28 protein-coding genes are annotated in these 26,371 nt (G+C 68.9%); 18 read left to right on the top strand and 10 right to left on the bottom strand.

What is annotated here, in order from left to right; translation table 11 throughout:
* The first annotated feature begins 11 nt into the window (after nt 1-11).
* The 8 genes from A176_RS19290 to A176_RS19255 all read left to right on the top strand — a co-directional run bounded on the left by A176_RS19290 (nt 12) and on the right by A176_RS19255 (nt 8,323).
* Nucleotides 12-461, top strand: coding sequence for a DUF4265 domain-containing protein (locus A176_RS19290; protein ID WP_226993925.1), 450 nt, complete (start codon nt 12-14; stop codon nt 459-461).
* A 20-nt stretch (nt 462-481) separates the two neighbouring features.
* On the top strand, nt 482-784 hold the full coding sequence (locus A176_RS19285; RefSeq protein WP_002639761.1) for a hypothetical protein: 303 nt from the start codon (nt 482-484) through the stop codon (nt 782-784).
* Between the two features lie 100 nt (nt 785-884).
* On the top strand, nt 885-1,412 hold the full coding sequence (hslV, locus tag A176_RS19280; protein ID WP_002639762.1) for an ATP-dependent protease subunit HslV: 528 nt from the start codon (nt 885-887) through the stop codon (nt 1,410-1,412).
* A gap of 12 nt (nt 1,413-1,424) precedes the next feature.
* Nucleotides 1,425-2,822, top strand: coding sequence for an ATP-dependent protease ATPase subunit HslU (gene hslU, locus A176_RS19275; RefSeq protein WP_002639763.1), 1,398 nt, complete (start codon nt 1,425-1,427; stop codon nt 2,820-2,822).
* Between the two features lie 37 nt (nt 2,823-2,859).
* On the top strand, nt 2,860-4,104 hold the full coding sequence (locus A176_RS19270; RefSeq protein WP_044891051.1) for an aspartate aminotransferase family protein: 1,245 nt from the start codon (nt 2,860-2,862) through the stop codon (nt 4,102-4,104).
* A 109-nt stretch (nt 4,105-4,213) separates the two neighbouring features.
* Nucleotides 4,214-5,584, top strand: coding sequence for a J domain-containing protein (locus A176_RS19265; RefSeq protein WP_002639765.1), 1,371 nt, complete (start codon nt 4,214-4,216; stop codon nt 5,582-5,584).
* An 18-nt stretch (nt 5,585-5,602) separates the two neighbouring features.
* Nucleotides 5,603-7,444 (top strand): molecular chaperone DnaK, encoded by a 1,842-nt coding sequence (gene dnaK / locus A176_RS19260; RefSeq protein ID WP_002639766.1) that lies wholly within the window; start codon nt 5,603-5,605, stop codon nt 7,442-7,444.
* The gene (locus tag A176_RS19255) at nt 7,445-8,323 is read left to right on the top strand and encodes a tetratricopeptide repeat protein (protein WP_002639767.1); all 879 of its coding nucleotides are present in this window, start codon (nt 7,445-7,447) and stop codon (nt 8,321-8,323) included.
* A gap of 3 nt (nt 8,324-8,326) precedes the next feature.
* Here the strand turns inward: A176_RS19255 and A176_RS19250 are convergent, their stop codons facing one another.
* From A176_RS19250 to A176_RS19230, 5 genes are read right to left on the bottom strand one after another with little or no spacing between them, the layout of a single operon-like run.
* Nucleotides 8,327-8,806: an FAS1-like dehydratase domain-containing protein gene (locus A176_RS19250; protein WP_002639768.1), complete on the bottom strand. Its 480-nt coding sequence runs from the start codon at nt 8,804-8,806 to the stop codon at nt 8,327-8,329.
* A 5-nt stretch (nt 8,807-8,811) separates the two neighbouring features.
* A complete protein-coding gene (locus A176_RS19245; protein WP_002639769.1) occupies nt 8,812-9,207 on the bottom strand; it encodes a MaoC family dehydratase in 396 nt (131 codons plus the stop codon).
* 36 nt (nt 9,208-9,243) lie between these two features.
* Nucleotides 9,244-10,386, bottom strand: coding sequence for an SDR family oxidoreductase (locus A176_RS19240; RefSeq protein ID WP_002639770.1), 1,143 nt, complete (start codon nt 10,384-10,386; stop codon nt 9,244-9,246).
* Between the two features lie 23 nt (nt 10,387-10,409).
* Entirely contained in the window at nt 10,410-11,006 is a 597-nt protein-coding gene (gene coaE, locus A176_RS19235) for a dephospho-CoA kinase (protein ID WP_002639771.1), read from the bottom strand.
* Between the two features lie 10 nt (nt 11,007-11,016).
* Nucleotides 11,017-11,484 carry a hypothetical protein gene (locus tag A176_RS19230; protein WP_002639772.1) on the bottom strand — a complete coding sequence of 156 codons (468 nt, stop codon included), beginning with the start codon at nt 11,482-11,484 and terminating at the stop codon, nt 11,017-11,019.
* Nucleotides 11,485-11,649: 165 nt separating this feature from the next.
* Between A176_RS19230 and A176_RS19225 the strand changes: the two genes are divergently transcribed.
* The 6 genes from A176_RS19225 to A176_RS40040 all read left to right on the top strand — a co-directional run bounded on the left by A176_RS19225 (nt 11,650) and on the right by A176_RS40040 (nt 17,832).
* Nucleotides 11,650-12,096, top strand: coding sequence for a cytochrome c3 family protein (locus A176_RS19225; RefSeq protein ID WP_002639773.1), 447 nt, complete (start codon nt 11,650-11,652; stop codon nt 12,094-12,096).
* Between the two features lie 4 nt (nt 12,097-12,100).
* Nucleotides 12,101-12,721: a ribosome biogenesis GTP-binding protein YihA/YsxC gene (yihA, locus tag A176_RS19220; protein ID WP_002639774.1), complete on the top strand. Its 621-nt coding sequence runs from the start codon at nt 12,101-12,103 to the stop codon at nt 12,719-12,721.
* Between the two features lie 83 nt (nt 12,722-12,804).
* On the top strand, nt 12,805-14,466 hold the full coding sequence (locus A176_RS19215) for a DUF6178 family protein (protein WP_002639775.1): 1,662 nt from the start codon (nt 12,805-12,807) through the stop codon (nt 14,464-14,466).
* A gap of 150 nt (nt 14,467-14,616) precedes the next feature.
* The gene (exoJ, locus tag A176_RS19210) at nt 14,617-15,900 is read left to right on the top strand and encodes a spore coat polysaccharide polymerase ExoJ (protein ID WP_044891048.1); all 1,284 of its coding nucleotides are present in this window, start codon (nt 14,617-14,619) and stop codon (nt 15,898-15,900) included.
* Entirely contained in the window at nt 15,890-17,044 is a 1,155-nt protein-coding gene (gene exoK, locus A176_RS19205; protein ID WP_002639777.1) for a spore coat polysaccharide biosynthesis glycosyltransferase ExoK, read from the top strand. Before exoJ ends, exoK begins: the two co-directional genes overlap by 11 nt.
* A 101-nt stretch (nt 17,045-17,145) precedes the next feature.
* Complete coding sequence (locus A176_RS40040; RefSeq protein ID WP_226993924.1) at nt 17,146-17,832, top strand: DUF4097 family beta strand repeat-containing protein; 687 nt, start codon at nt 17,146-17,148, stop codon at nt 17,830-17,832.
* Nucleotides 17,833-17,931: 99 nt separating this feature from the next.
* Here the strand turns inward: A176_RS40040 and A176_RS19195 are convergent, their stop codons facing one another.
* The 4 genes from A176_RS19195 to A176_RS19180 are packed head-to-tail and all read right to left on the bottom strand — an operon-like array spanning nt 17,932 to nt 21,635.
* Nucleotides 17,932-19,014, bottom strand: coding sequence for a quinone-dependent dihydroorotate dehydrogenase (locus A176_RS19195; RefSeq protein WP_002639779.1), 1,083 nt, complete (start codon nt 19,012-19,014; stop codon nt 17,932-17,934).
* Between the two features lie 8 nt (nt 19,015-19,022).
* Nucleotides 19,023-20,018, bottom strand: coding sequence for an amidohydrolase family protein (locus A176_RS19190; RefSeq protein WP_044891047.1), 996 nt, complete (start codon nt 20,016-20,018; stop codon nt 19,023-19,025).
* A gap of 37 nt (nt 20,019-20,055) precedes the next feature.
* Nucleotides 20,056-20,769 carry a Smr/MutS family protein gene (locus A176_RS19185; protein ID WP_002639781.1) on the bottom strand — a complete coding sequence of 238 codons (714 nt, stop codon included), beginning with the start codon at nt 20,767-20,769 and terminating at the stop codon, nt 20,056-20,058.
* 50 nt (nt 20,770-20,819) lie between these two features.
* Nucleotides 20,820-21,635: a TerB family tellurite resistance protein gene (locus A176_RS19180; RefSeq protein ID WP_002639782.1), complete on the bottom strand. Its 816-nt coding sequence runs from the start codon at nt 21,633-21,635 to the stop codon at nt 20,820-20,822.
* 56 nt (nt 21,636-21,691) lie between these two features.
* On the opposite strand from A176_RS19180, the gene folD reads away from it, so the two are divergent.
* The gene (folD, locus tag A176_RS19175; protein WP_002639783.1) at nt 21,692-22,540 is read left to right on the top strand and encodes a bifunctional methylenetetrahydrofolate dehydrogenase/methenyltetrahydrofolate cyclohydrolase FolD; all 849 of its coding nucleotides are present in this window, start codon (nt 21,692-21,694) and stop codon (nt 22,538-22,540) included.
* Nucleotides 22,541-22,571: 31 nt separating this feature from the next.
* Here the strand turns inward: folD and A176_RS19170 are convergent, their stop codons facing one another.
* The gene (locus A176_RS19170; protein ID WP_226993923.1) at nt 22,572-23,360 is read right to left on the bottom strand and encodes a class I SAM-dependent methyltransferase; all 789 of its coding nucleotides are present in this window, start codon (nt 23,358-23,360) and stop codon (nt 22,572-22,574) included.
* Between the two features lie 159 nt (nt 23,361-23,519).
* Here A176_RS19170 and A176_RS19165 point away from each other — a divergent pair, with 159 nt between their 5' ends.
* The 3 genes from A176_RS19165 to A176_RS19155 all read left to right on the top strand — a co-directional run bounded on the left by A176_RS19165 (nt 23,520) and on the right by A176_RS19155 (nt 26,320).
* Nucleotides 23,520-24,464: an ADP-ribosylglycohydrolase family protein gene (locus A176_RS19165; protein WP_002639785.1), complete on the top strand. Its 945-nt coding sequence runs from the start codon at nt 23,520-23,522 to the stop codon at nt 24,462-24,464.
* A gap of 132 nt (nt 24,465-24,596) precedes the next feature.
* A complete protein-coding gene (locus A176_RS19160) occupies nt 24,597-25,289 on the top strand; it encodes a DUF5819 family protein (protein ID WP_044891046.1) in 693 nt (230 codons plus the stop codon).
* 62 nt (nt 25,290-25,351) lie between these two features.
* Entirely contained in the window at nt 25,352-26,320 is a 969-nt protein-coding gene (locus tag A176_RS19155; RefSeq protein WP_144429572.1) for an HTTM domain-containing protein, read from the top strand.
* The last annotated feature ends 51 nt before the right edge of the window (nt 26,321-26,371 follow it).

Below are 26,371 nucleotides of genomic sequence, written 5' to 3'. Positions count from 1 at the left end.
TGGGTTGGCTGATGATAGACGACGACTCTTTGCTGAAAGTGTTCTTTCAGTTGTACCCAGATGAGGACGACTATCCTCCTGCATCTGTCGAGTCAGTATGGGCGATTGTGGATCCTGCGAGTCCCGGCGTGACCATTGATAACACGCCGTTCTTTGCACGTGAGGCGACGCTGGGTGATGTCGTCTCGACGCGATTGGAAGACGGGTGTCATTGGTTTGAGTCAGTGTTGCAACGCTCGGAGTACTCCCTCGTCAGGGTCTACTTCTTCGAGCTTGATTGTATGCAAAGAGTCCGAGAATTCCTCGTGGGATTGGGATGCTCTACGGAGTCCGCCCCCCGATATCGACTGCTTGCGGTGAGTATTCCCGCGTCAGTCAGCCTCAGCGATGTCCAGGCTTACCTCCAGGCCGAGAAGGGACGCGATAACATCGACTACGAAGAGCCGATTCTTCGTCAGTAATCTTGGGAGACGGAGGGGGCGTGGCCGCTTGGTTCACCTTCATCGCCAACGTGCTGGCCTGGGGCTTTCTGGGACTGGGCCTTCTCTGTGACGTGTCCACCGTCGTCCTGTTCTGGCGCACGAGACATCAGCCACGGATGGCCTCGGGCGTGCCGGTGGTCGCCCTGATTGGCTACCTCCTGTTCTGCGCGATTCGAACGGCGCTATCCCTGGACCGCTTCCTCCCGCTTCTCGCGGGACTGGTCATCGTGCACGGCGTCGTGCAGTGGTCGCTGCCGGCACTGCTGAGGCGCCGGGAGCCGCGCCAGGGGCATGACGGATGACGTCGTGCTGCACCCCGTCGTGCACGAAACGGTACGGGAGCAGACAAGCAGTCACTGTTCCTTGGAAACGAGGACCCCGGCTTGTTAAACCCGGGGTCCTATGTTCCACGGCACCACCATTCTCTGTGTGCGGCGCGACGGCAAGGTCGCCATCGCCAGCGACGGCCAGGTCTCCCTCGAAAAGACCGTGATGAAGAACACGGCGAAGAAGGTTCGCCGGTTGGGTGAGGGCCAGGTGCTCGCGGGGTTCGCGGGCAGCACCGCGGACGCCTTCACCCTCTTCGAGCGCTTCGAGGCCAAGCTCAAGGAGCACCAGAAGAACATGGCCCGCGCCTGCGTGGAGCTGGGCAAGGACTGGCGCACCGACCGCTTCCTCCGCAGGCTGGAGGCGCTCCTCATCGTCGCGGACAAGGAGAAGACCTTCATCCTCTCCGGCGCCGGCGACGTCATCGAGCCCGACTACGGCATCGCCGCCGTGGGCAGCGGTGGCCCCTACGCCTTCGCCGCCGCGCGCGCCCTCATGGCGCACACCCAGCTCTCCGCTCGCGACGTGGTCCACCAGGCGCTCACCATCGCGGGTGAAATCGACATCTACACCAACGCCAACATCTCCATCGAAGAGCTCTAGGAGACACACCCCGTGGCCGAATCGCGCAAGTTGTCCGCTTTCACGCCTCGCGAGGTCGTCAGCGAGCTGGACCGTTACATCGTCGGGCAGAACGCCGCCAAGCGCGCCGTCGCCATCGCCCTGCGCAACCGGTGGCGCCGCCAGCAGGTGACCGATGACCTGCGCGACGAAATCCACCCCAAGAACATCATCATGATTGGGCCCACCGGCGTGGGGAAGACGGAGATCGCCCGCCGGCTGGCGAAGCTGGCCCAGGCCCCCTTCGTCAAGGTGGAGGCCTCCAAGTTCACCGAGGTCGGCTACGTCGGCCGCGATGTCGAATCCATGATTCGCGACCTCGTCGAGGCCGCCATCGCGCTGGTTCGCGAGGAGGAGACCGAGAAGGTCGGCCCTCGCGCCGAGGAGCAGGCCGAGGACCGCCTCATGGAGCTGATGCAGGGCGGCGGGAAGACGTCCACCGCGACGCCGCCGTTTGGCTTCGCTCCGCCGCCGCCTCCGCCGGCCCAGCGCGCCAGCGACAGCGCCCGCGAGAAGTTCCGCGCTCAGCTCCGCGCCGGCACGCTGGATGACGTCGAGGTCGAGGTGGAGACCGCGGAGTCCTCGCCCACGTTCATGCGCAACTTCTCCGGCCAGGGCATGGAGGAGATTGGCGTCAACCTCCAGGACCTCTTCAAGAACATGCCGGGCATGAACAAGACGCGCCGCCGCCGCGTGCGCGTGCCCGAGGCGCTCCAGCTTCTGCGCAAGGAAGAGGCCGCCAAGCTGGTGGACCCCGACCGCGTCCAGCGAGAGGCCGTCATCCGCGCGGAGATGAACGGCATCATCTTCATCGACGAAATCGACAAGATCGCCAGCCGCGATGGCGGCGGGAAGGGCGGCGGCGGCCCGGACGTGTCCCGAGAGGGCGTCCAGCGGGACATCCTGCCCATCGTGGAAGGCTCGTCTGTCAACACCAAGTACGGCGTGGTGAAGACGGACCACATGCTCTTCATCGCCGCGGGCGCCTTCCACGTCTCCAAGCCCAGCGACCTGATTCCCGAACTCCAGGGCCGCTTCCCCATCCGCGTGGAGCTGGAGCCCCTCACCGGTGAGGATCTGGTGCGAATCCTCCGGGAGCCGAAGAATTCACTCCTGCGACAGTACACGGCGCTGCTTGGCACCGAAGGTGTGCGTCTGTCCTTCACGGACGATGCGGTGACGGAGCTGGCGCGCATCGCCCAGCAGGCCAACGAGCGCACGGCGAACATTGGCGCCCGGCGGCTGCACACCATCCTGGAGCGACTGCTGGACGAGGTGTCCTTCTCGGCCAGTGAGATGGGACCCCGGGATTTCCAGGTGGACGCCGCTTACGTGCGTGAGCGCCTGGCCGCCATCGTCCAGGACGAGGACCTGTCGCGCTACATCCTGTAGCGCGCTATATGCGGAGGGGCACAGCACCGCACGAAGGATGACTGCCTTGTCGCAATCCGAGTTGTCCCCCTCCGCATCGTCCGATTCCGCCACCGACGCCCTCATCCAGAAGGCGAAGCGCCACCTGCTGCAGAACTACAAGCAGCCGCCGTTCGTGCTGGCGCGGGGGCAGGGCACTCGTGTCTGGGATACGGAAGGCCGCGAGTACCTGGATTTGATTGGGGGCATCGCCACGTGCGCGCTGGGGCACTGTCACCCGGACGTGGTGGCCGCCGCGAAGGCGCAGCTCGACTCGCTGTGGCACGTCTCCAACGCGTTCTATTCGCAGCCGCAGATCGACCTGGCCGCGCAGCTCACCGAGTGGTCGGGCCTGGAGCGCGTGTTCTTCTGCAACTCGGGTGCGGAGGCGAACGAGGCGCTGCTCAAGCTGACGCGCAAGGTGATGAAGGACCGCGGCACGCCGGAGCGCTTCGAGGTCATCACCTTCGACAGCAGCTTCCACGGCCGCACCCTGGCCACCGTCACCGCCACCGGGCAGGCGAAGTACCACAAGGGCTTCGAGCCGCTGCCCGCCGGCTTCACCCACGTGCCCTACGGGGACGTGGAGGCCGTGCGCAAGGCGGTGGGCCCGGCGACCGCGGCCATCCTCGTGGAGCCCATCCAGGGCGAGGGCGGGGTGCGCCTGGCGCCTCCGGGCTTCCTCAAGGCCCTGCGCGCGCTGTGTGACGAGCTGGGCCTGCTGCTCCTCGTGGACGAGGTTCAGACGGGCATGGGCCGCACCGGCAAGCCGTTTGGCTTCATGCACGACGGCTTCGTTCCGGACGGCATCAGCGTGGCCAAGGCGCTGGGCAACGGCCTGCCCATTGGCGCCATGCTCTGCAAGGAGGCACTGGGCGCGAGTCTCACGCCGGGCACCCACGGGTCCACCTTCGGAGGCAACCCCGTGGCCGCCGCCGCCGCCAACGCGGTGGTGCGCATCCTCCGGCGTCCCGGCCTCCTGGACGAGGTCCAGGAGAAGGGCGCGCACTTCCAGGCCCGGGCGAGGGAGCTCCAGGCGCGCCTGCCCGCGGGCCGCATCCATGCCGTACGGGGCCAGGGTCTGCTGCTGGGCGTGGAGCTGGACCGCGACGTCGCGCCCGTCATCGCCCAACTGCGTGGGGAGGGCCTGCTCGTGAACGCCGCGGGCGATCGGACCCTCCGCTTCGCGCCGCCCTTCATCGTCACGGTGCGCGAGCTGGATGAGGGCCTGTCCATCCTCGAGCGCGTGCTCGCCGCCAACTGACGGCCTGGCCGTCCATCTCTGCTCGCACGATGGGTTCACGGACGTTTGACGCCCTGCGTCCGGAACCCCTACGCTGGAAACTCCGGAAGTCTTTCCTCGGACCGTCACTGTGAGTGCGCCAAACACGATCGTCGGGCTGGGGGCCCTGACGGATCACATCGCCACGGTTCCCCAACTGGACACGGCGCGCCTCCAGCTTTCGGCGGAGGAGGGCGCGGTGTTGCAACTCGTCGGGCGCGTGGAGCGCATCGACCAGGTCCTGGCGCGCTCCAGGCTGGGCGAGCCTCGCACCATCGCCGTGCTGCTGTCCTTGCGCGCCAAGGGCGCCATCGTCCCCGCTCGGGTGGTGCCCCGGGGCGCGCCCGCGCCCACGTTGGACGCGGCGATGGCCGAGGACGTGGATCTCGAGCCGGAGCGGAAGAAGGAAATCATCGAGCTGGAGCGCTCGCTGGACAGCATGGACCACTTCGCCGTGCTGGGGCTGAAGCCGGGGGCTCCGGCGGCGGAGGTGAAGCAGGCGTATTACAACGCCTCGCGCCGCTTCCATCCGGACCGCTACTTCGGGAAGAACCTGGGCAGCTTCCGCGCCCGCATGGAGCGCATCTTCCGGCGCCTCACGGACGCGCACAACGTGCTCCTCCAGCCGGACAAGCGTGAAGCCTACCTGCGGGGACATCCCGCGCTGGCCCAGGCGGAGAAGGCCGCCGCGCCGCCGCCTCCCGCCGCGCCGCCTCCCGCCGCGTCAGCGCCCACGCAGCACCTGCTGACGCCGGAGCCGCCGCCCGTCCATCACGTGGCCGCGCCGGCGCCCGTGTCGCGCCCGTCGTCATCGCCCGTGTCGCGTCCCGCGCCCGCCGCCAGCGTCCCAGCGCCGGCCTTGCCGTCCGCCGATCCGGTGGAGTCCGAGGCTCGCCGCGCGGAGCGGCAGGCCCGGCTGGCACGTCATCCCTACCTGGCCCGCACGGGGCGGCTGGCGGAGCTGCTGGCGCGGGGCAAGGCCGCCATCGCGAGCGGAGATTGGGAACGCGCCTACCACGACTTCCACCAGCTCCAGAGCCTTGACCCGAAGAACCGGGAAGTCGCCACCCTCCTGGTAAAGGCGCGGCGGGCCCACGACGCGCAACGTTCGGGCGCCGAGGTGATGCGAGGGCTCGGCCTGGAGCAGCACGGCGACAGCCTGGGGGCGATGGCCGCCTACCGGCTCGCCTGCTCGCTGGACGACCAGAACGCCGAGGCCGCCTGGCGGGCCGCCCGCCTGGGTCAGTTGCTGGGGCAGGATGCCGCGGAGATCCGCGGGTTGGCGCAACGTGCCGTGGAGCTGGACGACACCCGGGTGGAGCACCATCTGACGTTGGGAAAGGTGCTGTTGGACGCGGGATCGAAGAAACTCGCCAAGCGAGCCTTCGAGGACGCGGCGAAGCTGGCCCCGGACAACGCCGATGCGAAGGCCGCGCTGAAGAAGCTGCGCTGGACGTTCTAGGAGTGAGTACGCTGCCCCATGGCTGAGCCCGAACCTCTCATTGGCATCGACCTGGGAACGACGAACAGCATCGTCGCCACCGTCCAGGACGGCCAACCCGTGGTCATCAAGAACCGCACGGGGCAGGGCCTCACGCCCTCCGTCCTCGCCATGGCGAAGAATGGCAAGCGCCTGGTGGGCGGCATCGCCAAGCGTCAGGCCATCACCAATCCCCAGGAGACGGTGTACGCCGCCAAGCGGCTCATCGGCCGGAAGTTCTCCTCGCACGAGGTGCAGGACGCGCTGCGCTCGCTGCCCTACGAGGTCGTCGCGGGGCAGCACGACGACTTGCGCATCCGCATGGGGGGCAAGGACCTGTCGGTTCCGGAGATCAGCGCCATGATCCTCCAGGAGCTGAAGTCAGACGCGGAGGCGCACTTCGGCCGGCCCGTCAGCAAGGCCGTCATCACCGTGCCGGCCTACTTCAACGACGCCCAGCGACAGGCGACCAAGGACGCGGGCCGCATCGCCGGGCTGGACGTGCTGCGCATCATCAACGAGCCCACGGCGGCGGCGCTGGCCTACGGCTTCGGCCGCACGGTGAACGGACGCGTGGCGGTGCTGGACCTGGGCGGCGGCACCTTCGACGTGTCCGTGCTGGAGATTTCCCAGGGCGTCTTCGACGTGGTGGGCACCGGCGGCGACACGTACCTGGGCGGCGAGGACTGGGACAACCGCATCATCGAGTGGCTCGTCTTCGGCTTCGCGAAGGAGCACGGCATCGACCTGCGCAAGGACCGCATGGCGTTGCAGCGGCTCAAGGACGCGGCGGAGAAGGCCAAGGTGGAGCTGTCCAGCGTGAAGGAGGCGGCGCTCAACCTGCCCTTCATCTGCACGCCGCCCGGTGGCGGCGCCGCGCTCCATCTTCAGTCCACGCTGAGCCGCGAGAAGCTGGACGACCTGACGTCCGATTTGGCCGAGCGGGTGGTGGGCATCACCACCGAGGTGCTGGGCGAGGCGGGTGTGCGCGCCTCCGAGCTCAAGGAGGTCATCCTCGTCGGTGGCATGTCGCGCATGCCCAAAATCGTCGAGGCCGTGCGCGGCTACTTCCGCCGCGAGCCCTGCAAGGGCGTGCACCCGGATGAAGTCGTCGCCCTGGGCGCCGCGATTCAGGCGTACGCGCTGGTGCAGCCGGAGCACGAGCTGCTGCTCCTGGACGTGACGCCGCAGAGCCTGGGCGTGGCCATTGCCGGTGGGTCGGTGCGCCGGCTCATCCCCAAGAACACCACGGTGCCCACCTCCGCCACGGAGGTCTTCGCCACGTCGAAGGACTTCCAGCGCGTGGTGAAGATCATGGTGCTCCAGGGCGAGCACGACCTGGCGCACCAGAACGAGCTGCTGGGCGAGTTCGTCCTCACCGGCCTGCGCGAGGCGCCTCGGGGCCAGGTGGAGATTGACGTCACGTTCGACATCAACGCGGAGGGCATCGTCTCCGTCCACGCGAAGGACCGCGAGACGGGGCTGCGCCAGTCCATCACCGTCACCGCGTCCAGCGGCCTCACGGAAGAGGAACTCCAGCGCATCATGGACGAGCAGCGCGAGTACCTGCTCGCGGCCCGCGCGTCGGACGAACTGAAGACGCGGCGGGTGGAGCTGGATTCGCTGGCGCGCGACGTGGTGGATGCGCTGACGCGGGCGCGGCTGCTCCCGGGCGGGGGTGGGTTGGCGCCGGATGTCATGCCTCGCGCGGAGCAGGTGCTGGAGCACGCGCGCGCGGTCCGCGCCGGCGAGGACGTGGCGGCGCTGGCTCGGGCGTGTGAGTTGCTCACCGGGTGCCTGACGCAGCTCAAGGGGCCCGCGGTCAGTGGCACGGGGCGGTAGATGAGCACCCAGCGCGCGAACCAGCTCATCGAGGCCGGGTTGTGGTTGCGTCTCAGCGGCGACTCGCAAGGCGCTCAGCGCCTCTTCGAGCGCGCGCTGGAGCTGGACCCCGCCAACGCTCGCGCGCGTGAATACCTGGCCGCGGCCTCGGGTGCCGCTTCGCGGGGAACGACCTCGCCCTTCCAACGGCCGCCCGAGTCCGAGCCGCTGCCCGGACGCCTGATGCCCACGGCCGCGGACCTGCCCGTGGCGCCGGTGCTGGAGGGGGACTGGGGCGCCTGGGCGGACGGGCAGGGGGGGCCGCAGGACGGTGACAACAAGGCCTCGCCGGTGGTGCTGCCCGTCGCATCCGATGGCGCGCCCGCGGATGTGATGGAGTTGCTGGCGCGCGACGTGGACCTCGACTTCGAGGAGCCCGTCGTCACCCCGTCAGGCGACACCGACGAGTACGGCGTCCCGGAGGGGAACACGCAGGAGTTCGGTCTCCCCGCGGTGGAGAGCGAGCTGGACCTGCTCTTGCGTGGAGCGGCGGACCTGCTGGAGCTGGACGACCACTCCGGCGCGGTGGACCTGCTCTTCAAGGCCAAGGAGCTGGCGCCCACGGACTCGCGGGTGGAGGCGCTGCGGGTGCGCAGCGAGCAGATGTTGATGTCGCGGCTGGAGAACAAGCTGGGCGACCTGGGACGGGTGCCCGCCGTGCGGCTCCAGCCGGACGACATCATCTGGCTCAACCTGGACCACCGCGCTGGCTTCGTGCTGGCCCAGATTGACGGCACGGTGAGCTACGAGGACCTCTTCTCGCTGTCGGGGATGACGCGGCTGGATACCGCGCGCATCCTCGCTCAGTTGCTCGACGAAGGCGTCATCGCCCCGAAGTGACGGCTAGCCGCGGACGATGGCCGTCCACGTCCCCTTCACCACGAGGGTGCCGTGCTGGTTGCGCGACTCGCTGGTGACGATGACGAAGCCCATGCGGGCCCGCTCGTAGAGGTCCGCGATGCGGCCCGTGGTCGTCATCACGTCACCGGGGCGCATCACGTCCAGGAACTCCAAATCCTGCTCGCCGTGCACCACCATCTGCATGTTGATGTTCAGCTCCGGGTCGGCGATAGCGGCGCTGAAGGGGCGGATGGCGAAGACGACGGCGAAGCTGGGGAAGGCGATGAGGCCCCCATGCGGCCCCGCCTTCGCGGCCTGCGCGTCGTGGAGCAGCGGGCTGACGTGGGCGGGCGGCTCTCCCGGCGTGCCGGCGCCGGGCTTCGCGCCGCCGAGCGCGAGGGTGAACTCGCGCATCTTCTCTTCGCCAAGGGTGTAGCGGTAGGGGCCGTATTCGCGGCCGATGAAGCGCTTGTCGAGGGCCATGGGCGTTACTCGATGGAGGCTTCGACGATGGCGCCCTTCAGGACGTCCTCGCCGCGCTGGTTGGTGGCGGAGATGTCCGCGGTGAGACGGCCGTCCTGCACACGGGTGACGCGGCCCTGGAACGTGATGGTGTCCTCGGGCCGCACGGGGCGCGAGAAGCGCGCCTTGACCCGGCGCACCCGCCCCGGATCCTCGACGAAGCCGGCAATGGCCTCCACCACCCAGCCCAGGGTGCACAGCCCCTGGAGGATGTTGCCGTTGAGCCCGGCGGCGGCGCCCGCCTCCGGGTCGATGTGGATGGGGTTGTAGTCCCCGGATGCGCCCGCGTAATAAATCGGCCGGTACCGGTCGCACTCGCGGACGTGCGTGAACGTGTCGCCTGGCTGGTAGGTGCGTGGCATGGAGCCCTGGATTTACCACGGCTGCGCCGCGCGGACTCAGTGACCCTCCGCGTCCCTCGCGATTCCCTGATCCAACGGGTCGTCCTCTTCCGAACCCTCGCGGCGCTTGCGGTACTGCTCCCGCACGTAGGCCACGAGCTGGTCCAGATAGGACGCCAGGGGAGGGCAGCGCACCCCGGTGCCGTCCAGCAGCTCCAGCGTGTTGTGGCAGTTGTAGATGGCCAGGTGGTTGACGTAGCTGATGGCGGCGCGCTGCGGGCGGGCCAGCTTCTCCAGCAATGGCAGCCGCAGCATGACGTCCGCGGCCCGGGCGGAGAGGTTGAAGCGCGGCAGCTTCTTGTTCGACTTCTCCGCGATGAGCTCGTACACGCGCCGCGCGCTCATCGGGTTGGGGTCCACCAGGTGGAAGGTGCTGCCCTGGGCGCGCGCGTCCTTGGACAGGCGCCACACGGCCTCCACCACGAAGTCCACCGGCACCACGTTCAGCGGCGCCACGCCGTTGCCCGGCAGGGGGAGGGGGACCACCAGCGGGGACGTCACCAGCAGGATGCCCAGGTAGTAGGGCCCCTCGAAGCGGTCGATTTCGCCCGTGCGCGAATCACCCACCACGCTGGACGGACGGAAGACGGTGATGGGCAGGGTGGCGCCCGCGCGCTGCACCAGCCGCTCCGCCTGGAACTTCGTCTCCTCGTAGGCGTTGCGGAAGGCCTGGCCCCGGTCCAGCTCGTCCTCGGCGATGACGCCCACGCGGTCGCCGGACACGTAGCAGGTGGAGAAGTAGCTGAAGCGCGACAGCTTCCCGCAGTCCCGGGCCAGCTCCAGCATGTTGCGGGTGCCGTCCACGTTCACCCGCCACGCGGTCTCCTTGGCCACGCCCAACTGGGCCACCGCCGCCAGGTGGAAGATGTCCGTCACCCGCTCGCAGAGGCGCTGATACTCCTCGCCGGACAGGCCCAGGTGCATGTCCACCACGTCGCCGGTGAGCAGCTCCACCTTGGCGCCCTTCACGCGGGCCGCGTGCTGCTGCGCCTCCTTGAAGGACTTGGGCTGTACCAGCGCGTAGATGTGCCCCTTGGGGTCCTCGCGGGCGATGTGTTCCACCAGCCGCTTGCCGATGAACCCGGGGTAGCCGGTGAGGAAGTACGTCCCGGCCGTGGACTTCTTGCGCGTCTCGCTCATGCGGCGCGCAGCATACCCGGCGCTCAGCCGCGCGCGAGCATGGCGCGCCACATCGTTTCCACCTGGGCCCGGGTGGCGTCCTGTCCACCGCTGTTGTCGATGACCCAGGTGGCGTGCGCGCGCTTGTCATCCAGGGGAAGCTGGGCGGCCAGCCGGCTCTCGGCGGCGGCGTCATCCAGGCCATCCCGCGACATCAGCCGGGCCTTCTGGACCTCCCGGGGGACCCACACCACCGCCACGCCCTCCATCCAGGCGTGCATGCCGCTCTCGATGAGGAGCGGGACGTCGTAGACGACGTGCGCCACGCCCTGGGCCTCCAGCGCCTGGAGCTTGTCCATGAAGGCCTGGCGCACCAGCGGGTGGGTGATGTCGTTGAGCGCGGCGCGCTCGGCGGGGTCGGCGAAGACGCGCGCGCCCAGCTTCGCCCGGTCCAACCGGCCGTCCGCGCCCACGACGCCCGGAAAGCGCGCGGCCACCGCGGCGAGGCCCGGCGTGCCGGGCTCCACCACCTCGCGGGCAATCACGTCCGCGTCCAGCACCACCGCGCCCAGCTCCCGGAGGACGCGGGTGACGGTGCTCTTCCCGGAGGCGATGCCTCCCGTCAGGCCAAAGACGTGCACGGACGCGTGCCTACTTCGCGGCCTTCTGCGTGGTGAACGTCAACGACTGAACCGTCTTGCCGTCCTCGTTGAAGAAGATGGCCAGGCCCAGGCGCGGGTAGAGGAAGTAGGTGCGGAAGTCGTCCGTCAGCTTCTTCAGGTAGCAGGGCGTGGCGGGCGCGGCGCCGGAGGGGCAGGCGGGGCCGTAGCTGTTCTCCACCGTCTCCTTGTCGATGACGGGGCCGGGGAACACGTCGATGCGCTCGATGAGCTGCGTCTCCGGATCCACCTTGAACTGGGCCTGGGTGGTGCCCTTGATGGCCTCCTTGGCCAGATAGGCGATGACCTCCTTGCCGTCCTGCCGGACGGTGCGCGACGGCTCGCCGAACTTCTTGATGATGTCGTCGCGCTTGGACACACCCGGCTCGATTCCCTGCCAGGGCTTGGCGGCGGCGGGCACGGCGAGTGTGAGCACGGCAAGGACGGTCAGGATGCGCATTACGGCTCCTCCCTGGTGGTACGGGCGGGCATGGCTCTAGCAACCCCTCTAGCCCGACGGAAGTTTCTGCCGGTCATTCAACCACGAGACGCCTTGCCCCGTCCGGGGGGCTCTGCTACTCCGGCGGACATGCGCGTTCCTGGCATCAGGATTCTCTCCCTTCTCGTGCTGGCCGCCGCTGGGGCGGCCGGGGGCGCGGACTTCGTAGGCCCGGATAGCTGCAAGGGCTGCCACCCGGAGGCGTACGACGCCTGGATGCAGTCGAAGCATGCCCGGGCGGAGAGCTCGCTGACCGAGCAGCAGAAGAAGGACGGGCGCTGTCTGTCCTGCCATTCACCGGAGCAGGTCACCCAGGCGACCGTGAATGTCACCTGTGAAACGTGCCACGGCGGGGGCCAGTACTACTCACCCGAGTACGTGATGAAGGACTCGGAGCTGGCGCGCCTGGTGGGTCTGGTGGACCCGTCGGAGAAGCAGTGCCGCTCCTGCCACGACGCCTCGTCGCCCTCCCTACGGCCGTTCGACTTCAAGGAGTCGCTCAAGGCCATCGACCACTGGTCCGCCGAGCGCGCCCGCCGCGCCGCCGGGACGGATCCGTCGGTCAAGAAATGACGTTGTGATCAAGCTCATTGACGCCCGCTTCGTCACCACCGCCGTGGAGCCCAAGGGCTACCCGACGGACCACACGGCGGAGGTGGCCTTCGTCGGCCGCTCCAACGTGGGCAAGTCCTCCATGATCAACGCGCTCACCGGCCGCAGGAAGCTGGTGCGTGTGTCCAACACGCCGGGGCGCACCCGGACGCTGAACTTCTTCGACGTGGAGCTGGAGCGCGGCGGCATCCGCCACCAGCTCCGCCTGGCGGACCTGCCCGGCTATGGCTTCGCCAAGGCCAGCAAGTCGGACAAGGCCCAGTGGGAGAAGATGATCACCACCTACCTGGAGAAGCGGCACCGCCTGGAGGCCGTGGTCAGCATCATCGACTCGGAGGTGGGCCCCACGCCGGACGACCTGGCGACGCTGGACTACCTCCATGCCCACAAGCGCCGCGTGCTGGTGGTGGCCACCAAGGTGGACCGGCTCACCAAGGCCCGCCGCAAGCCCCGCATGATTGAGCTCTCCAAGGCCATGGACGTCCCCCTGGAGGTCATCCTCCCGTTCTCCTCCACGGAGAAGCTGGGCGTGGACGAGGTCTGGGGCGCGCTGCTCGACACCTTCGGCAAGTCCACCCGCGTCTGACGGGGCAGGGCTCCATCGGGTAACGGCCGCTTGGGGTGGGGTTCCCCTCCCGGGCCGGGGGTCGCTGTGGTAGGGACCGCGCCGTGTCCGAGAACGGAAATGGCAAGGACGTGCAGCTCGCCCCACGGGAGCTGCGTCAGCGGTTGATGAGGCTGTCCCCGCGTCAGCGCGTGGACGCCCTCCTGGATGTCGCGGAGGCACGGGCGCTGGTCCGCTCGATGCCGGCCGAGGACCTCTACGTCACCATCCAGGAGCTGGGGCTGGCGGACGCGACGGAGCTGGTGCAGCTCGCGTCGCCCGGGCAGTTCCGCGCCTTCGTGGACCTGGGCGGCTGGCAGCGCGACAAGCTGGACTCACACGCCGTCCTCACCTGGCTGCGCGCGGCGCGGGGCGGGGTGGATGACACGGCCGAGTTCCTGCGCAAGCTGCACGCGGTGGACCTGGAGGTGGTGGAGTACCTCCTGCGCGAGTTCGTCGAGGTGCATGACCTGGAGGAGAACCCGGACGTCAACCCGCCGGGCGTGACGATGGAGACGCCCGAGGGGCGCTACCTCATTGAAATCAAGGTGGAGGGCGTGGAGATGTCCGCCGTCCGGATGCTCCTCAACGACCTCCTGGCGGAGAACCCCTTCGAGGCGGTGCGCCTGCTGGAGGCGGTGCGCTGGGAGCTGCCCAGTGAGATGGAGGAGACGGCGTACCAGTTCCGCCGCGGCCGGCTCGCGGACCTGGGCTTCCCGTCACTGGAGGACGCCGTGGCGCTCTTCAGCCGCATGGACGTGGCGCCTTCGCCCACGGCCGCTGCGCGCCCCGGACTGGTGCCGCAGTCAGGCCACGTGGACTACCTGGAAGCGGCCTTCCGGGGGCTGACGTTGATGGAGGCCCTGAACGCGGAGGACGAGCTGCGCGAGGTGGCCAGCGCCGCGCTGGTGGCGGACCTGGCGGACCCCGGAGACCTGGACGCCATCCGCCGCGCCAGCGAGACGGTGCGCGACTACCTGTCGCTGGGGCTCGAGCACCTGACGGGCGCGGACACGGAGCGCGCCACGGACGTCCTGCGGGACACGCCCATGCGGCGCATCTTCCAGACGGGCTTCTCCCTGACGCTCCAGCTCAAGTTCCGCGCGGACCGGCTGATGAAGCTGCCGGGGGCCCTGCTGGAGGGCGTGCTGATGGTGCTGCCGGAGGAGGCCGCCGCCATCGTGGCGCTGCGGCAGAAGCGGCCCCGGCGGGCGCTGCGCGTGGAGGGCGCGGAGCCGGTGCCGTTCCGCTCCCGTCGCGAGCTGGCCGCCAGCGAGGCGCTGCTGGCCCGCGCGGAGGCGCAGATTCCCTTGCTGCGCGGCGCCCTGGGCGGCAACGACGACGCGGCCCGGGAGGCGTTGGCGCGCTTCGGTGTGTCCCTGGAGACGCTGGGCGTGGAGCGGCTCTTCGCCGCGGTGGTGGCCATGGCGGTGTTGGAGGAGCGCGCTGATCCACGCCCGGTCCCGCTGGGCCGCGTGGTGGAGCTGGGCCAGCGCCTCTTCGAGGGCACCCCGGACGCACCGCGCGTGCGTGACTCCGCGGCCGAGCGCGCCCGGAAGGGGCTGGAGCCCGTGGTGCCCCCCGAGGCCCACGCGGAGCTGCACCGGCTGGTGGGGGTGACGCTGTCCCGGCTCCTGGAGGAACTGGGAACGGCGTGGCTCCAGGACGGCCGGCTGGAGCCGGTGGCCTCGGCGATCCTTCCGATGGAGTCCGCCCCCATCCCGTAGGAATTTCAGTCCCGGGCGGCCCGCCAGCCAGGCGAGGCCGTCCCGTCTTAGAAGATTCAGGGCTTTGCCCGATGGGGCCCCTGGCATGTCCTCTGCTTTCGCCCAGGCACGCGTATTGGTGCGCGACGCAACTGCCGGGAGGTGGAGTGAATGGTGCTGGGAGAGCAGGGGCAGCGCCGTGACGTGTGGGCCTTCTATGCGCTGACCGCCTTCGCGGCGGTGATGTACGCGGTTCCGGGTGAGTGGATTCCGGCGCTCGCGCCGCTTCGCCTCGCGCTGGTGACGTCTGGCGTGGCGGCGGGGCTCATGGTGATTCGCAGGTTGGGCCGGGCGGAGCCGCTGTATGTGGACGGCTCGCGCGGCCTGTCGCTCATCGCCTTTTCGACATTGGCGGTGGCCTCCGTCGGCTGGTCCGTGAATCCGGAGGTCACGACGACCACGGGCGTCGAGCTGTTGAAGCTGACGGCCATCTACATCACGTTCGTCAACGTCATCACCACGGGCCGCCGGCTGGCGGTGGTGTGCGGGGCCATGGTGCTCGCGTCGGTGGTGACGTCCATTGGCGCCATCAACTGGTACCTGGTGGGCGAGGACCTGGTGGAAGGCTTCCGCGCGCGCTGGGTGGGCGTCTACGCGGACCCCAACCACATGGCCATGAATCTGGCCCTGGTGGTGCCGCTGGCCGTGGCCTTCGTGGCGCGCAAGGGCAGCGCCTGGGTGTGGCGGCTGGCGTGTCTGGTGGCGGCGGGCCTCGCGGTGGCGGCCATCGTCGTCTCCCACTCGCGCGGTGGCTTCATTGGTTTGTCGGTGGCCATGGGCTTGTGGGCCATCCGTGAGAAGCGCCGCATCCAGTCCATCGTCGTGGGCTCGCTCTTCGTGCTGGGCCTGCTCGTCTTCGCGCCGCAGAGCTTCTGGCAGCGCAACGAGACGGTGGCCGAGTTCCACGAGGATGCGTCCGCCATGGGCCGCGTCTACGCGTGGCAGGTGGCCAGCCGCATCAGCCTGGACAAGCCGCTGTTGGGCGTGGGCGCGGGCAGCTTCCGCTACGCGTGGCCCATGTACGCGCCGCCCGAGGCGCGCCGCGCGTACGTGGCGCACAACATCTTCCTGGATGTGATTGGCGAGCTGGGCTGGGTGGGACTGGCGTTCTTCATGGTGTTCGCGGGCGGCGCGGCGGGCGGGGCCTTCGAGGCGTCGCGAGACAAGGAGATTGGCTGGCTGGCGCGGGCGCTGTCCGCGTCGGTGGCGGGCTATCTCGTGTGTGACTTGTTCTCCGGCTACATCCTGTCCGCGCACTGCTACGTGCTCTTTGGTTTGGCGGCGGCGGCGCACCGCATCGCGCGGGCGACGGAAGCCGCGGCGGACATGCAACGGGTTCCGGCTCCTCGCGAGCCGGTGGTGGCGACGTGGGAGGGGTCCGGACATGCGGCGTGAGGAAGCGCGGATGGGGCAAGAGCCCCTTCGCCTGGTTCAGTTCACCCGGTCTTTCCACATTGGAGGGACCGAGGTGCAGGTGTTGGAGCTGCTGCGGGGGCTGCCCCCCAGCTACCGGTTGCAGGTGTCCGTGCTGGATGACTCGGGGCCGCTCATTGGCGCGGTGTGGAAGCTGGGGCACGCGCCCGCGGCCTTCCCGCTCAAGGGCTCCGTGGTGCAGGCGAACACGGCGTATCAGGTGTACCGCATGGCGCGCTGGCTCCGGCAGCACCGGGTGGAGCTGGTGCATGTGCACGACTTCTATTCGACGATGGTGGCCGTGCCGGCCGCGAAGCTTGCGGGCACCAAGGTCATCGTCGGCCGGTTGGACCTGTCGCATTGGCAGGGGCGGGCGCGGCGCGCCGTGCACTCGCGGCTGACGCGCATGGCGGACCACGTGATTGGCAACGCGGAGGCCATCCGCAACCAGCTCATCACCGAGGAGGGTCTGCCCGCCTCGCGCGTCTCCGTCATCCACAACGGCCTGGATTTGCCGCGCTTCGAGTCGCGCCGGCGCGAGGGCCTGCGCGGCCCCCTGCCCGAGACGGGCGGCGCGCCAGTGGTGGTCCACGTGGCCAACATGAGCCACCCGGTGAAGCGGCAGGAGGACCTGCTGCTCGCCCTGGCGATGCTGCGCCACGAGGGCGTGAAGCTGCATGCCTTCCTCGTGGGCGACGGCGAGCGCCGCCCCGGCCTGGAGAAGCTCGCGGGGGAGCTGGGGGTGCGCGACATCGTTCACTTCCTGCGACACCGCACGGACGTGCCCGCCATCTACGCGCGGGCGAACTTCGGCGTCCTCTGTTCCACCGCGGAGGGCATGTCCAACGCCGTCATGGAGGGCATGGCCGCGGGGCTCCCCATGGTGGTGACACGGGTGGGTGGCAACACCGACCTCGTCCGCGACGGCGAGCGGGGCCTGGTGGTGGACCCCGAGCGCCCCGCACAGCTCGCTCAGGCCTTCCGCCAATTGCTCTCGAATCCCGAGAAGGCGAGAGAGATGGGCAAGGCCGCGCGGGACTTCGTCGCGCGTGAGCTGTCATTGGAGAAGATGGTCCGCCGCCATGACGCGCTGTACCAACGCATCGTGCGGGGTACCGACGCCTGAGTCATGTCAGAGCGGTGTGGATACTGCGTCCTCGCTGGGCGCAATGAGGGTGGGGCCAGGGCGTAGGGCGGGGTGAATCCTACCTCTCCCGGAGCTCCGTCATGGTCCTGCCCCTGCTGCTTGTCCTCGCCGCCGCGCCCGCCTCCCAGACGTGGAAGTTCGGAACGGATGGTACGCCTGCTGTCCACATCGCCAATGTTGATGGCGCGGTGCGCGTAGATGGGGTAGACGGGAATGACGTGATTTTCGAGGTTGTTAGGGAAGGCCTGGAGAAATCTCGGAACGAAGTGGAAGTGGAGGTCGTCCAAACAGGAGACGACATCCGAGCGCGGGTTTGTTGCGGTCCGTGTGAAGAAGGAATGCAGACCTGCCGTCAGAAGATGCAGCCGGTCCGGTTCACGGTGAAGGTGCCCCGGGGGACGCGTCTGGAAGTGGCGACGGTGGGAGGCCCGGTGACGGTGAACGGGGTGGCGGGGGCGCAGGAGGTGGCGACCGTCGGTGGCCGTGTGGAAGTCAACGGTTCCGAGGGGCGGTTGGACGTCAGCACGGTGGAAGGCAGCGTGACACTGGCACCACGGAAAATCGTGACTACTTCTGTGTCCTCGGTGGGCGGGGATGTCCGGCTGAAGCTGCCGGCCAAGGCGGACGCGAGATTGGAATTCAGTTCGGTCAGCGGTCGTTTCAACGACAGCGCCGCGATGCTGGGGCGCCGCGAAAAGACTTACGGCGCGGGCACCCAGTCAGTCGAAGTCAGCACGGTCAGCGGCTCGCTCTCCGTGCAGCCATAGCTTTCGAGGCCCGTCAAGCACTGGGCCCGGGGCGCTCGCCGGTGAAACTCCAAGGCGCCGGCGAGCGCTCATTTTTTGTCCGCGATTTGACTCGATGCGTCAGGCGGCGCCCCGGTGTTCGGCGCCAATCGCGTCGCGGACCTGTTTGAACCCGTCTCGAGCGAGCAGCGTGGCCAGGGCGGGGAGGATGTGCCCCACCATGCCGGGCCCCTCGTAGATGAACCCCGTGTACACCTGCACCACGGACGCGCCCGCGCGCAGCTTCTCGTAGACGTCCTGGGCGGTGAAGACGCCGCCCACGCCGATGATGGGGAGCGCGCCGTCGCCGCGGAGGTACGCCCGGCGGATGACGGCGTTGGCGGGCTCCCGCACCGGCGCGCCGGACAGGCCCCCGGCCTCCTTCGCCAGGGGGTGCTCGAAGGGGCGGGCCAGCGTGGTGTTGGTGGCGATGAGCCCCGCGAGCTTGCAGGCCCGCGCGACGTCCACCACCTCGTCCACGGCCTCGGGCGTGAGGTCCGGGGCAATCTTGAGGAACAGCGGCTTGCCCGGGGCCACGGAGGCCAGGCGCTCCTGCACCGCGCCCAGCAACTGCGTGAGCTGCTCGGGCTCCTGCAGCTTGCGCAGGCCCGGCGTGTTGGGGGACGAGGCGTTGACCACCACGTAGTCCCCCAGCGCCGCCAGCGCGTCCACGCAGGCCACGTAGTCCTCCACGGCCTGATCCAGCGGCGTGTCCTTGTTCTTGCCGATGTTCACCCCCAGCGGGCCGGGGCGCCACGTCTGCATCCGCAGCCGCGTGGCGGCCTGGGCGGCGCCGTGGTTGTTGAAGCCCATGCGGTTGATGACGGCACGGTGCTCCGGCAGGCGGAACAAGCGGGGGCTGGGGTTGCCGGGCTGGGGCCGGGGCGTGAGGGTGCCAATCTCCACCGCGGAGAAGCCGCAGGCGAAGAGTCCGTCCACGGCCTCGGCGTCCTTGTCCAGGCCCGCGGCCAGCGCCACGGGGTGGGCGAAGCGCAGGCCCGCCACCTCCACGGCCAGGTTGGGCGGGGCCCCTTCCAGGGCCTTCTCCCGCAGGGACTCACACAAGTCCCGCGAGCGGCCCAGGTAATGGAGCCCCGCCATGCCGAGCCGGTGCGCGCGCTCGGCGGACATCTGGAAGAGCAGCGAACGGGTGAGTCCGTACATGGGCGGACTCAGGCCGGGATGAACGAGGCTTCACGGGCCCAGGCGAGCGTCTGATCCACCTGCTCGGGCGTGAGGATGCCGTTCTGCTCGATGATGTCGATCTCCCGCCGCATGTCCGTCTCCAGCAGGTAGGGGCCGTCCGTGTTGATGGTGAACTTCACCTTGCGGTCCCAGAAGGTGCGGACGATGTGGCGCAGCTCCTCCACGCCCTCCACGGCCTTGGTGTGCAGGTTGGACGTGGGGCACAGCTCCAGGACGATGTCGCGCTCGCGCAGCACCTTCATCGCGTGCTCGTCGTAGGCGGCGCGGATGCCGTGGCCGATGCGGTGCGGCTGGAGCTTCTCCACCACCGACATGACGCCCTCGGCGCCGGTGCCGCGCGTCTCGCCGGTGTGCACCGTGCACTTGAGCCCGGCGCGGCGGGCGCGCGAGAAGAGCTCCTCGTACTGGGAGACGACCTCCGGCCGCAGCTCCATGGCGTTCGTCTCGGTGCCGGCCAGGTCGATGCCGTACACGCCGCGCGTGCGGTACTTGATGGCCTTGTCCACGATGATGCTGTTGAGCCGGTGGTCGAACTCACGCGCCAGGCAGAAGATGAGCCCCATCTTCACGCCGTACTCCAGCACCGCGCGGTCCATGCCGCGCAGCGCGGCGTGGATGATGTGGTCCAGGTCCAGCTCTGAGTTGAGGTTGCGCTTCATCGGGTTGAAGCGCAGCTCCATCTGCGTCACGCGGCTGCCGCGGTACTCCTTGCCGATGACCTCGTAGACGGAGCGCTCGATCGCGCTGGGCGAGGACTGAATCTTCTCCGTCCAGGTGTGGAGAATCTTCAGGTAGTCGTCCAGGCTGCCCACCTTGCCCGGACGAGAGGTGATGAGCTCCACGAAGTCGAAGTAGTTCTTGACCGGGAGCTTGAAGCCCTGCTGGTGGGCGATGGACCAGAGGATGTGGGGCGCCACCGCGCCACCCACGTGGATATGCAGGTCGATCAGATCGCGTGCCATGGCGGCATGTATGCACAGTGCCGGGCGCGCGTAAAGGCTACCGCCGGAGCAGGACGTACACCGCGCCGGTGCCGCCGTCCTGGGGACGTGCGGTAGCGAACGCCAGCACCCTCCGGCCAATCCGCTTCTCGGACAGCCAGCCCTTGAGCCGCTCCTTCAGCACCGGAATCTGGTCCTTGGAATTCAAACCGCGGCCGTGAACCACCAGCACGCAGCGCTTCTTCGCGCGGCGGCTGTCGTCGAGGAAACGCTCCAGCGCGTCGCGGGCCTCCACCTGCGTCTTCCCGTGCAGGTCCAACTGTCCCTGGATGGCGAAGTCTCCGCGGCGCAGCGCGCGCAGCAGGTTCCGGTCGACGCCAGGGCCCGCGCCCTCGAGGAACTCATCCGAGCCGGTGAAGTCGAAGTCCCCCTGGCCGGCGACCAGCTCGGAGAGCTGCGCCAGCGCCTCCGCGTTCTCGTCGATGATTTCCGGCAGGCGGGGGTTGGGGGCGGGGGCCTCGCCCCGGTTGGTGATTTGTTGCACGCCGTCCATGGCGGAGAAGAAGAGGGAGGCGTCGTCCTCCTCGCGGACCTTCGGGGCCTTCGCGGCCCGGGGCGGGGGCGCCGCGGCCTTGCGCTGGGCGGCCTGCGTGGCGGCCTTCTCCTGCGCCGCCTTCTTCTCCTCGTCCTTCATCGTCTGGATGGCGGACTTGAAGGGGTTGTTGGCGAACGCCGGTTCCTTCTTCTTGGGGCCGTTGCGCTGCTGGCTCATGGCTGGAGGTCTGTCCTCGTCGTGGGCGTCTGTGGGGATGTAACCCGGTGTTACAGGCCGCGCAGGCGCCGAATCTCTTCGTACGCGTCGCGGACTTCCTGGAAGCGACGGGCCGCCTGCTCGGCGGCCTGACGGCCCAGGTGGGCGGCTTTGTCGGGATGGAACTCGGCGGCGAGCTGTCGGAAGGCGCGTTTCACCTCCACGTCCGTCGCGTCGGGCGTCAGGCCCAGGGCGGCGTAGTGCTCGTCGCTCGCGCCCAGGTGGCTGGAGATGATGGCGTGCTCGTCCGCCTCGGAGATGCCCAGGCCCTCGGCCACGCGGCGCAGCACCTCGCGCTCGGAGCGCTGCATGCCGCCGTCCGCGAGCGCCAGCTCGTACAGCGTGTCGAGCAGCCGGTGCCGCTCGGAGGCGGGCAGTTGCGCTTCACAGGCGCTGACCGCGGCGTCCAGGTCGGGCGGGCGGGCCAGGAAGGTCTTCAGGTGGCCCCGGACGACCTCCAGCGCCTCGGGCCCGTAGCCCAGCGTCTTCTGGAAGTACCGGCGCACCACCTTGACCTCGTCGCGGCGGACCTCTCCGTCGGCATGCGCCACCTCCACGAAGACGGCGCACAAGTCACTGGCGAGCTGTTCGTAGGGTTCTTCCCGCCGTGCCGGGCGTATGTCCGTGTCCGTGTCGTCGTAGGGCAGGTACGCGGGCGTGAAGTCGGACAGGGCCTCCGGGTCCTGCGGCGGCATCGCGTTCAGGGAGTCGTAGTAGCGCCCCGCGAAGCCGCCCGCGATGAGGAACAGGACGATGGCCCACGGGCTGCCCACGAGCAGGCCCGCCATCAGCCCCAACATCCCTCCAAGTACTGTTCCTGCACCCATGACCGAGGTTCCGCTCCCTTTCCGGCGGGGGAGTTTCGCATAGAGTGCCATGCCTTATGGCCCAGTTGATGGATGGCAAGGCAGTCGCCGCGCGCGTGCGTGCGGAGGTCAAGGCGGCGGTGGACCGGCTCCAGCGCGAGCACGGCCTGACGCCGGGGCTGGCCGTGGTGCGCGTGGGGGAGGACCCCGCCTCCAAGGTCTACGTCAACGGGAAGAAGAAGGCCGCCGAGGAGGTGGGCTTCAACTCCTGGGAGCTCCACCCAGCCGAGGACATCACCCAGGACGCGCTGCTGAAGCTCATCCACCAGCTCAACGAGGACCCGGCGGTGCACGGCATCCTGGTGCAGCTCCCGCTGCCCCGGCACATCGACCCGGACGTCATCATCTCCGCCGTGAAGCCGGAGAAGGACGCGGACGGCTTCCACCCGCTCAACGCGGGAAACCTGCTGCTGGGGCGGCCCGCCACCCGCGCGTGTACGCCTTTTGGCGTGATGCGGCTCTTGGAGGAGATTGGCTGTGAGCCCGCGGGCAAGCGGGCCGTGGTGGTGGGCCGCAGCAACATCGTGGGCAAGCCCATGGCGCTGATGCTGCTCCAGAAGAACGCCACGGTGACCATCTGCCACAGCAAGAGCGACCTGCGCCGCGAGGTGGAGGGCGCGGACATCCTGGTGGTCGCGGTGGGCGTGGCCGAGCTGGTGAAGGGCGCGTGGATCAAACCCGGCGCCGTGGTCATCGACGTGGGGATGAATCGCAAGCCGGACGGCAAGCTGGTGGGGGACGTGGAGTTCGCCCCGGCCGCCGAGCGCGCCGCGTACATCACCCCGGTGCCCGGCGGGGTGGGGCCCATGACCATCGCGATGTTGATGCGCAACACGCTCGAGGCGGCCGAGCGCACCCTTCGCTGACGGAGGCCGCGCTACTTGCGCGCGCCGACCGTCAGGTAGGCGGTGAGGGTGACGCGCTGGGGCCCGCGCCCAGCTCCGACAGGGCGCGCTCGTGCATGGACCAGAGCAGCGGCTCCCACTTCTCGCCCATCGCCTTGCTGGCCAGCACCACGGGCGCGCTGGAGCGCGTCGTCGCATCCACCATGGCCGCGGTGGACGGATAGTCGATGTGGCCCTGGACTTCGTGGACGGAGACGTCGCAGAAGCCGCCCTGGGTCATCTCGCTTTCACAGGAGGCCGCGTCGGACAGGGGCGCCGGCGAGACCGACGGAGGCGGAACGCCGAAGGCCTCCCACAACGGCGAGTAGACGGCGCGCAGCTCCGGTGAACGGTCGAACGGCGTCCAGCTCGAGATGACCGCGCGTCCACCGGGCTTCAGCACGCGGTGGAGCTCCCGGAAGCCCCGCTCGCGGTCCGGGAAGAACATCAGCCCGAACATGGAGAAGGCCGCGTCGAACGAGTGCTCCTCGAAGGGCAGGGCCATGCCGTCGCCCTCCAGGACCTCCACGGGCGGCTGGGCCTCGGCGGCGCGGGCGCGCAGGGCGGAGATCATCTCGGGCGCGAAGTCCAAGGCCGTCACCTGGGCGCCGTTGCGCGCGGCGAGCAGCGCGAGCGTCCCGGGCCCCGCGGCCACGTCCACTACCCGCATCCCCTGGACCACGCCGGCCCGGATGAGCGCGTCCCGGGAGAAGGTCTCGAAGGTGGGCATCAGCTCGCGCACGTACTCGGGGGCTACGAGGTTCCAGGCCTCGGGCTGGGCGAGGGGCGACACGGACGACATGGGGACTCCTGGGCGAAGGGACGCGCTCGTGAGCCTGCATGCGCCGCCTCCCAGGCGCAATTTCGTTGCGGCTGCGAGTGTTCGCCCCGGCGTCCGCCGGCTGTACGTATTCAGCGAGACTGTCCTACGGTGGCGGTTTCCACTGGGGGAGGGCACACCATGCCGACGCGTGAAGAGCGGATTGTGGGGGGCATCTACGGACTGCTCGTGGGAGACGCGCTGGGGGTGCCGTATGAGTTCCATGCCCCGGAGCGGATTCCCTCGCCCGAGCAGCTCGACTTCCAACCCCCCAAGGGCTTTCCGCGCGCGCATGACGGTGTGCCGCCGGGCACCTGGTCCGACGACGGCGCGCATGCGCTGTGTCTGCTCGACTCGCTCCTCTACCAGGGACGTCTGGACCCTGAGGACCTGGGACGGCGCCTGGTGAACTGGATGGAGTGGGGTTACCTCGCGGTGGATGGCCAGGTGTTCGACGTGGGCATCCAGACGCGCACGGCGCTCATGGACCTCCACGCCGGGACGCCCGCGCTCCAGGCGGGCCCCAAGGGCGAGCGAGACAACGGCAATGGGTCATTGATGCGCGTGTTGCCATTGGCCCTCTGGCACGCGGGCAGCGACGCGGAGCTGGCGTCGGATGCGATGACGCAGTCGCGTGTCACGCATGGGCACCTGCGCTCGCAGGTCTGCTGCGCGCTGTATTGTCTCTGGGCGCGCCGCATCCTGGACGACGCCCCGAACCCTTGGGCGGAGGCACTGACCACCTTCGGTGCGCTGTATCCGGAGGGCACCGAAGCGCGGAGTGAGCTGGAGACACATGTCTTGCCTCCCGGCTGGGAAGGCATCCGGGGAACAGGCACGGGTTATGTCGTCGACTGCTTGCGTTCCGCGTGGCAATGCGTCGCCGGAGGCACCACCTACGAGCAGGTGGTGAAGTCCGCCGTACGGCTCGGCCGGGACACGGACACCACGGCGGCGGTGGCGGGGGGCATCGCCGGGTTGATTCACGGCGTGGAAGGCATCCCCTCGCGGTGGCGTGAGGCGTTGCGCGGGCAGGCGTTGTTGCAGCCCATGTTACAAAGGCTGCTCAAGTGCGCCGTGAGTTGAGGTTGACCCGGTGGACGCACAATGCAACCAAGTCAGATTTTTCTGGGGTGCGGTTGACTCCGGTTTATTGGAAACTGTACAAGTGACACTTCGCAGTCACAACGCGTGCAACCCCTTGCGGGAGGTGCGGCATTGGCTGACAAGCGCAGGCGTCTCCTGGCTCCGTGGTTCATTCGCGCCGCACCCATTGGACTGGCACTGCTCGTCGCGGTGCACTTCGGAATCACCCTGGCGTACCTGACGCCGATAACACCTCTGAAGTTGCGCGTGATTGAGCCCGTGAAGGGCTACATGGAGCCCTTCTTCACGCAGCGCTGGACGCTGTTCGCGCCCACCGTGTTGGCGCAGTCTCGCTGGCTGCTGGTGTCGTGCCGCACGGAGGATGGGCAGCGAGGGCGTCAGGAGCACGGGTATGTCGATATCACCCAGCCGCTTCGTGAGTTGAAGCGCAGTTATCGTCTCACACCGGCGGACCGCCTGGACCGGGCCCAGATGGCTGGCCTTTCCATGTTGCAGGCGCCGGACGACGAGGCCGTGCGCCGCCTGCTGGCCAAACCCGACGACACGGCTGCCTATCGCGATGCGGTCGCGAATGTGGAGCGAGAGCGAAACAAACGCCGGGAGAATGGCACTCGGCTGTTGGCGCGGGTGGCCTCGGCGGCATGTACCCGTCTGTATCCCGGTGAGAAAGTCGTCGAGGTGGGTGTTCGCGTGGCGACCCGGAAGGCGCCTCCCTTCTCGCGGCGGATGGAGCCCGAGGAAGCGGGTGAAACGTCCTACGCGGACCTGCCCTGGCAGCCATTCGAGGTCACGGAGACGCTGTGAGTCCACCCCTGTCCAATGAAAACCAGGCGCCCGCGGGTGCCTGGGATGGGATTGTCGCGCGCGTGAGCCGGCCCCGTTTCCTCATCGGGGCCAGCTTGTTCCGCATTTGCGCGGGCGTCGCCATGGTCATCCAGTATCTGGTGAACCATGCCCAGCGCCGATACTTGTTCGGCCCGGAGGGGATGTGGCCTTGGGACACCTTCGCGGCGAACGCCTCGCTGTTGTCGGTGTATGGCTGGCACCGCTCGCTGGTGTGGTTCGAGGTCTGCTACCACCTGGGATTGCTTGTCTCGTTGCTGTGGCTCTGGGGGTGGCGCACCCGCATCACCACGCCGCTGACGTACGTCTTCTTCTGGTCCCTGCACCAGCGCTTCCCGGGCATCTGGGATGGGGGTGACAATCTCATCCACCTGGTGCTCGTCTACGCGATGTTCGCGGACGTGGGCGCGTGGTTCTCGGTGGATGCCAGGCGCCGCGCGGCGGGTGGGGTGTCAGCGGCCGACACGGCTTGGGGCCGGTTGCGCGGGATGTGCCACAACGCGGCCATCCTGGCCTTCGCCCTGCAAATCAGCCTCGTCTATGGCGTGGCGGGCCTCTACAAGGTCCAGGGTGAAGTCTGGCAGGACGGGACGGCCATCTATCATGCCTTCCGGAGTGGCCAGTTCGTCTGGCCGGGCTTCTCTGAATTGCTCTATCAGAACGCCGTGGTGGTGACGCTCCTGACGCATGGGACGGTGGCCTTCCAGGTCGCGTTTCCCTTCCTGCTCTTCTTGAACCGGTACACCCGTCTGGTGGCGGTGGTGCTGGGATTGACCTTCCACCTTGGCATCGCGCTGTTCCTGGGCCTCATCACCTTCTCCCTCTTCATGGCATCCGTGGACCTGGCGCTCGTCGACGATGACGAGTACCGCGCCTTCGGGAGATGGCTGCTTCGCATGCGGAGTCGCTGGTTCCCGGCGGGGAAGCAGTCTCCGGTGCCAGAAGCGGCCCAGGCGTTCCAGGAACAGCCCCCCGAAACCCCACTGGCCTGAGGCCAGCCGGGGCTCATGACGTCAGGACCGGCTTTGGGCCGGGCCCTGCCG

Origin of the sequence: Myxococcus hansupus, from assembly GCF_000280925.3 — a bacterium.
GTDB lineage: Bacteria > Myxococcota > Myxococcia > Myxococcales > Myxococcaceae > Myxococcus > Myxococcus hansupus.
This window is presented reverse-complemented; position numbering and strand designations above follow the sequence as displayed.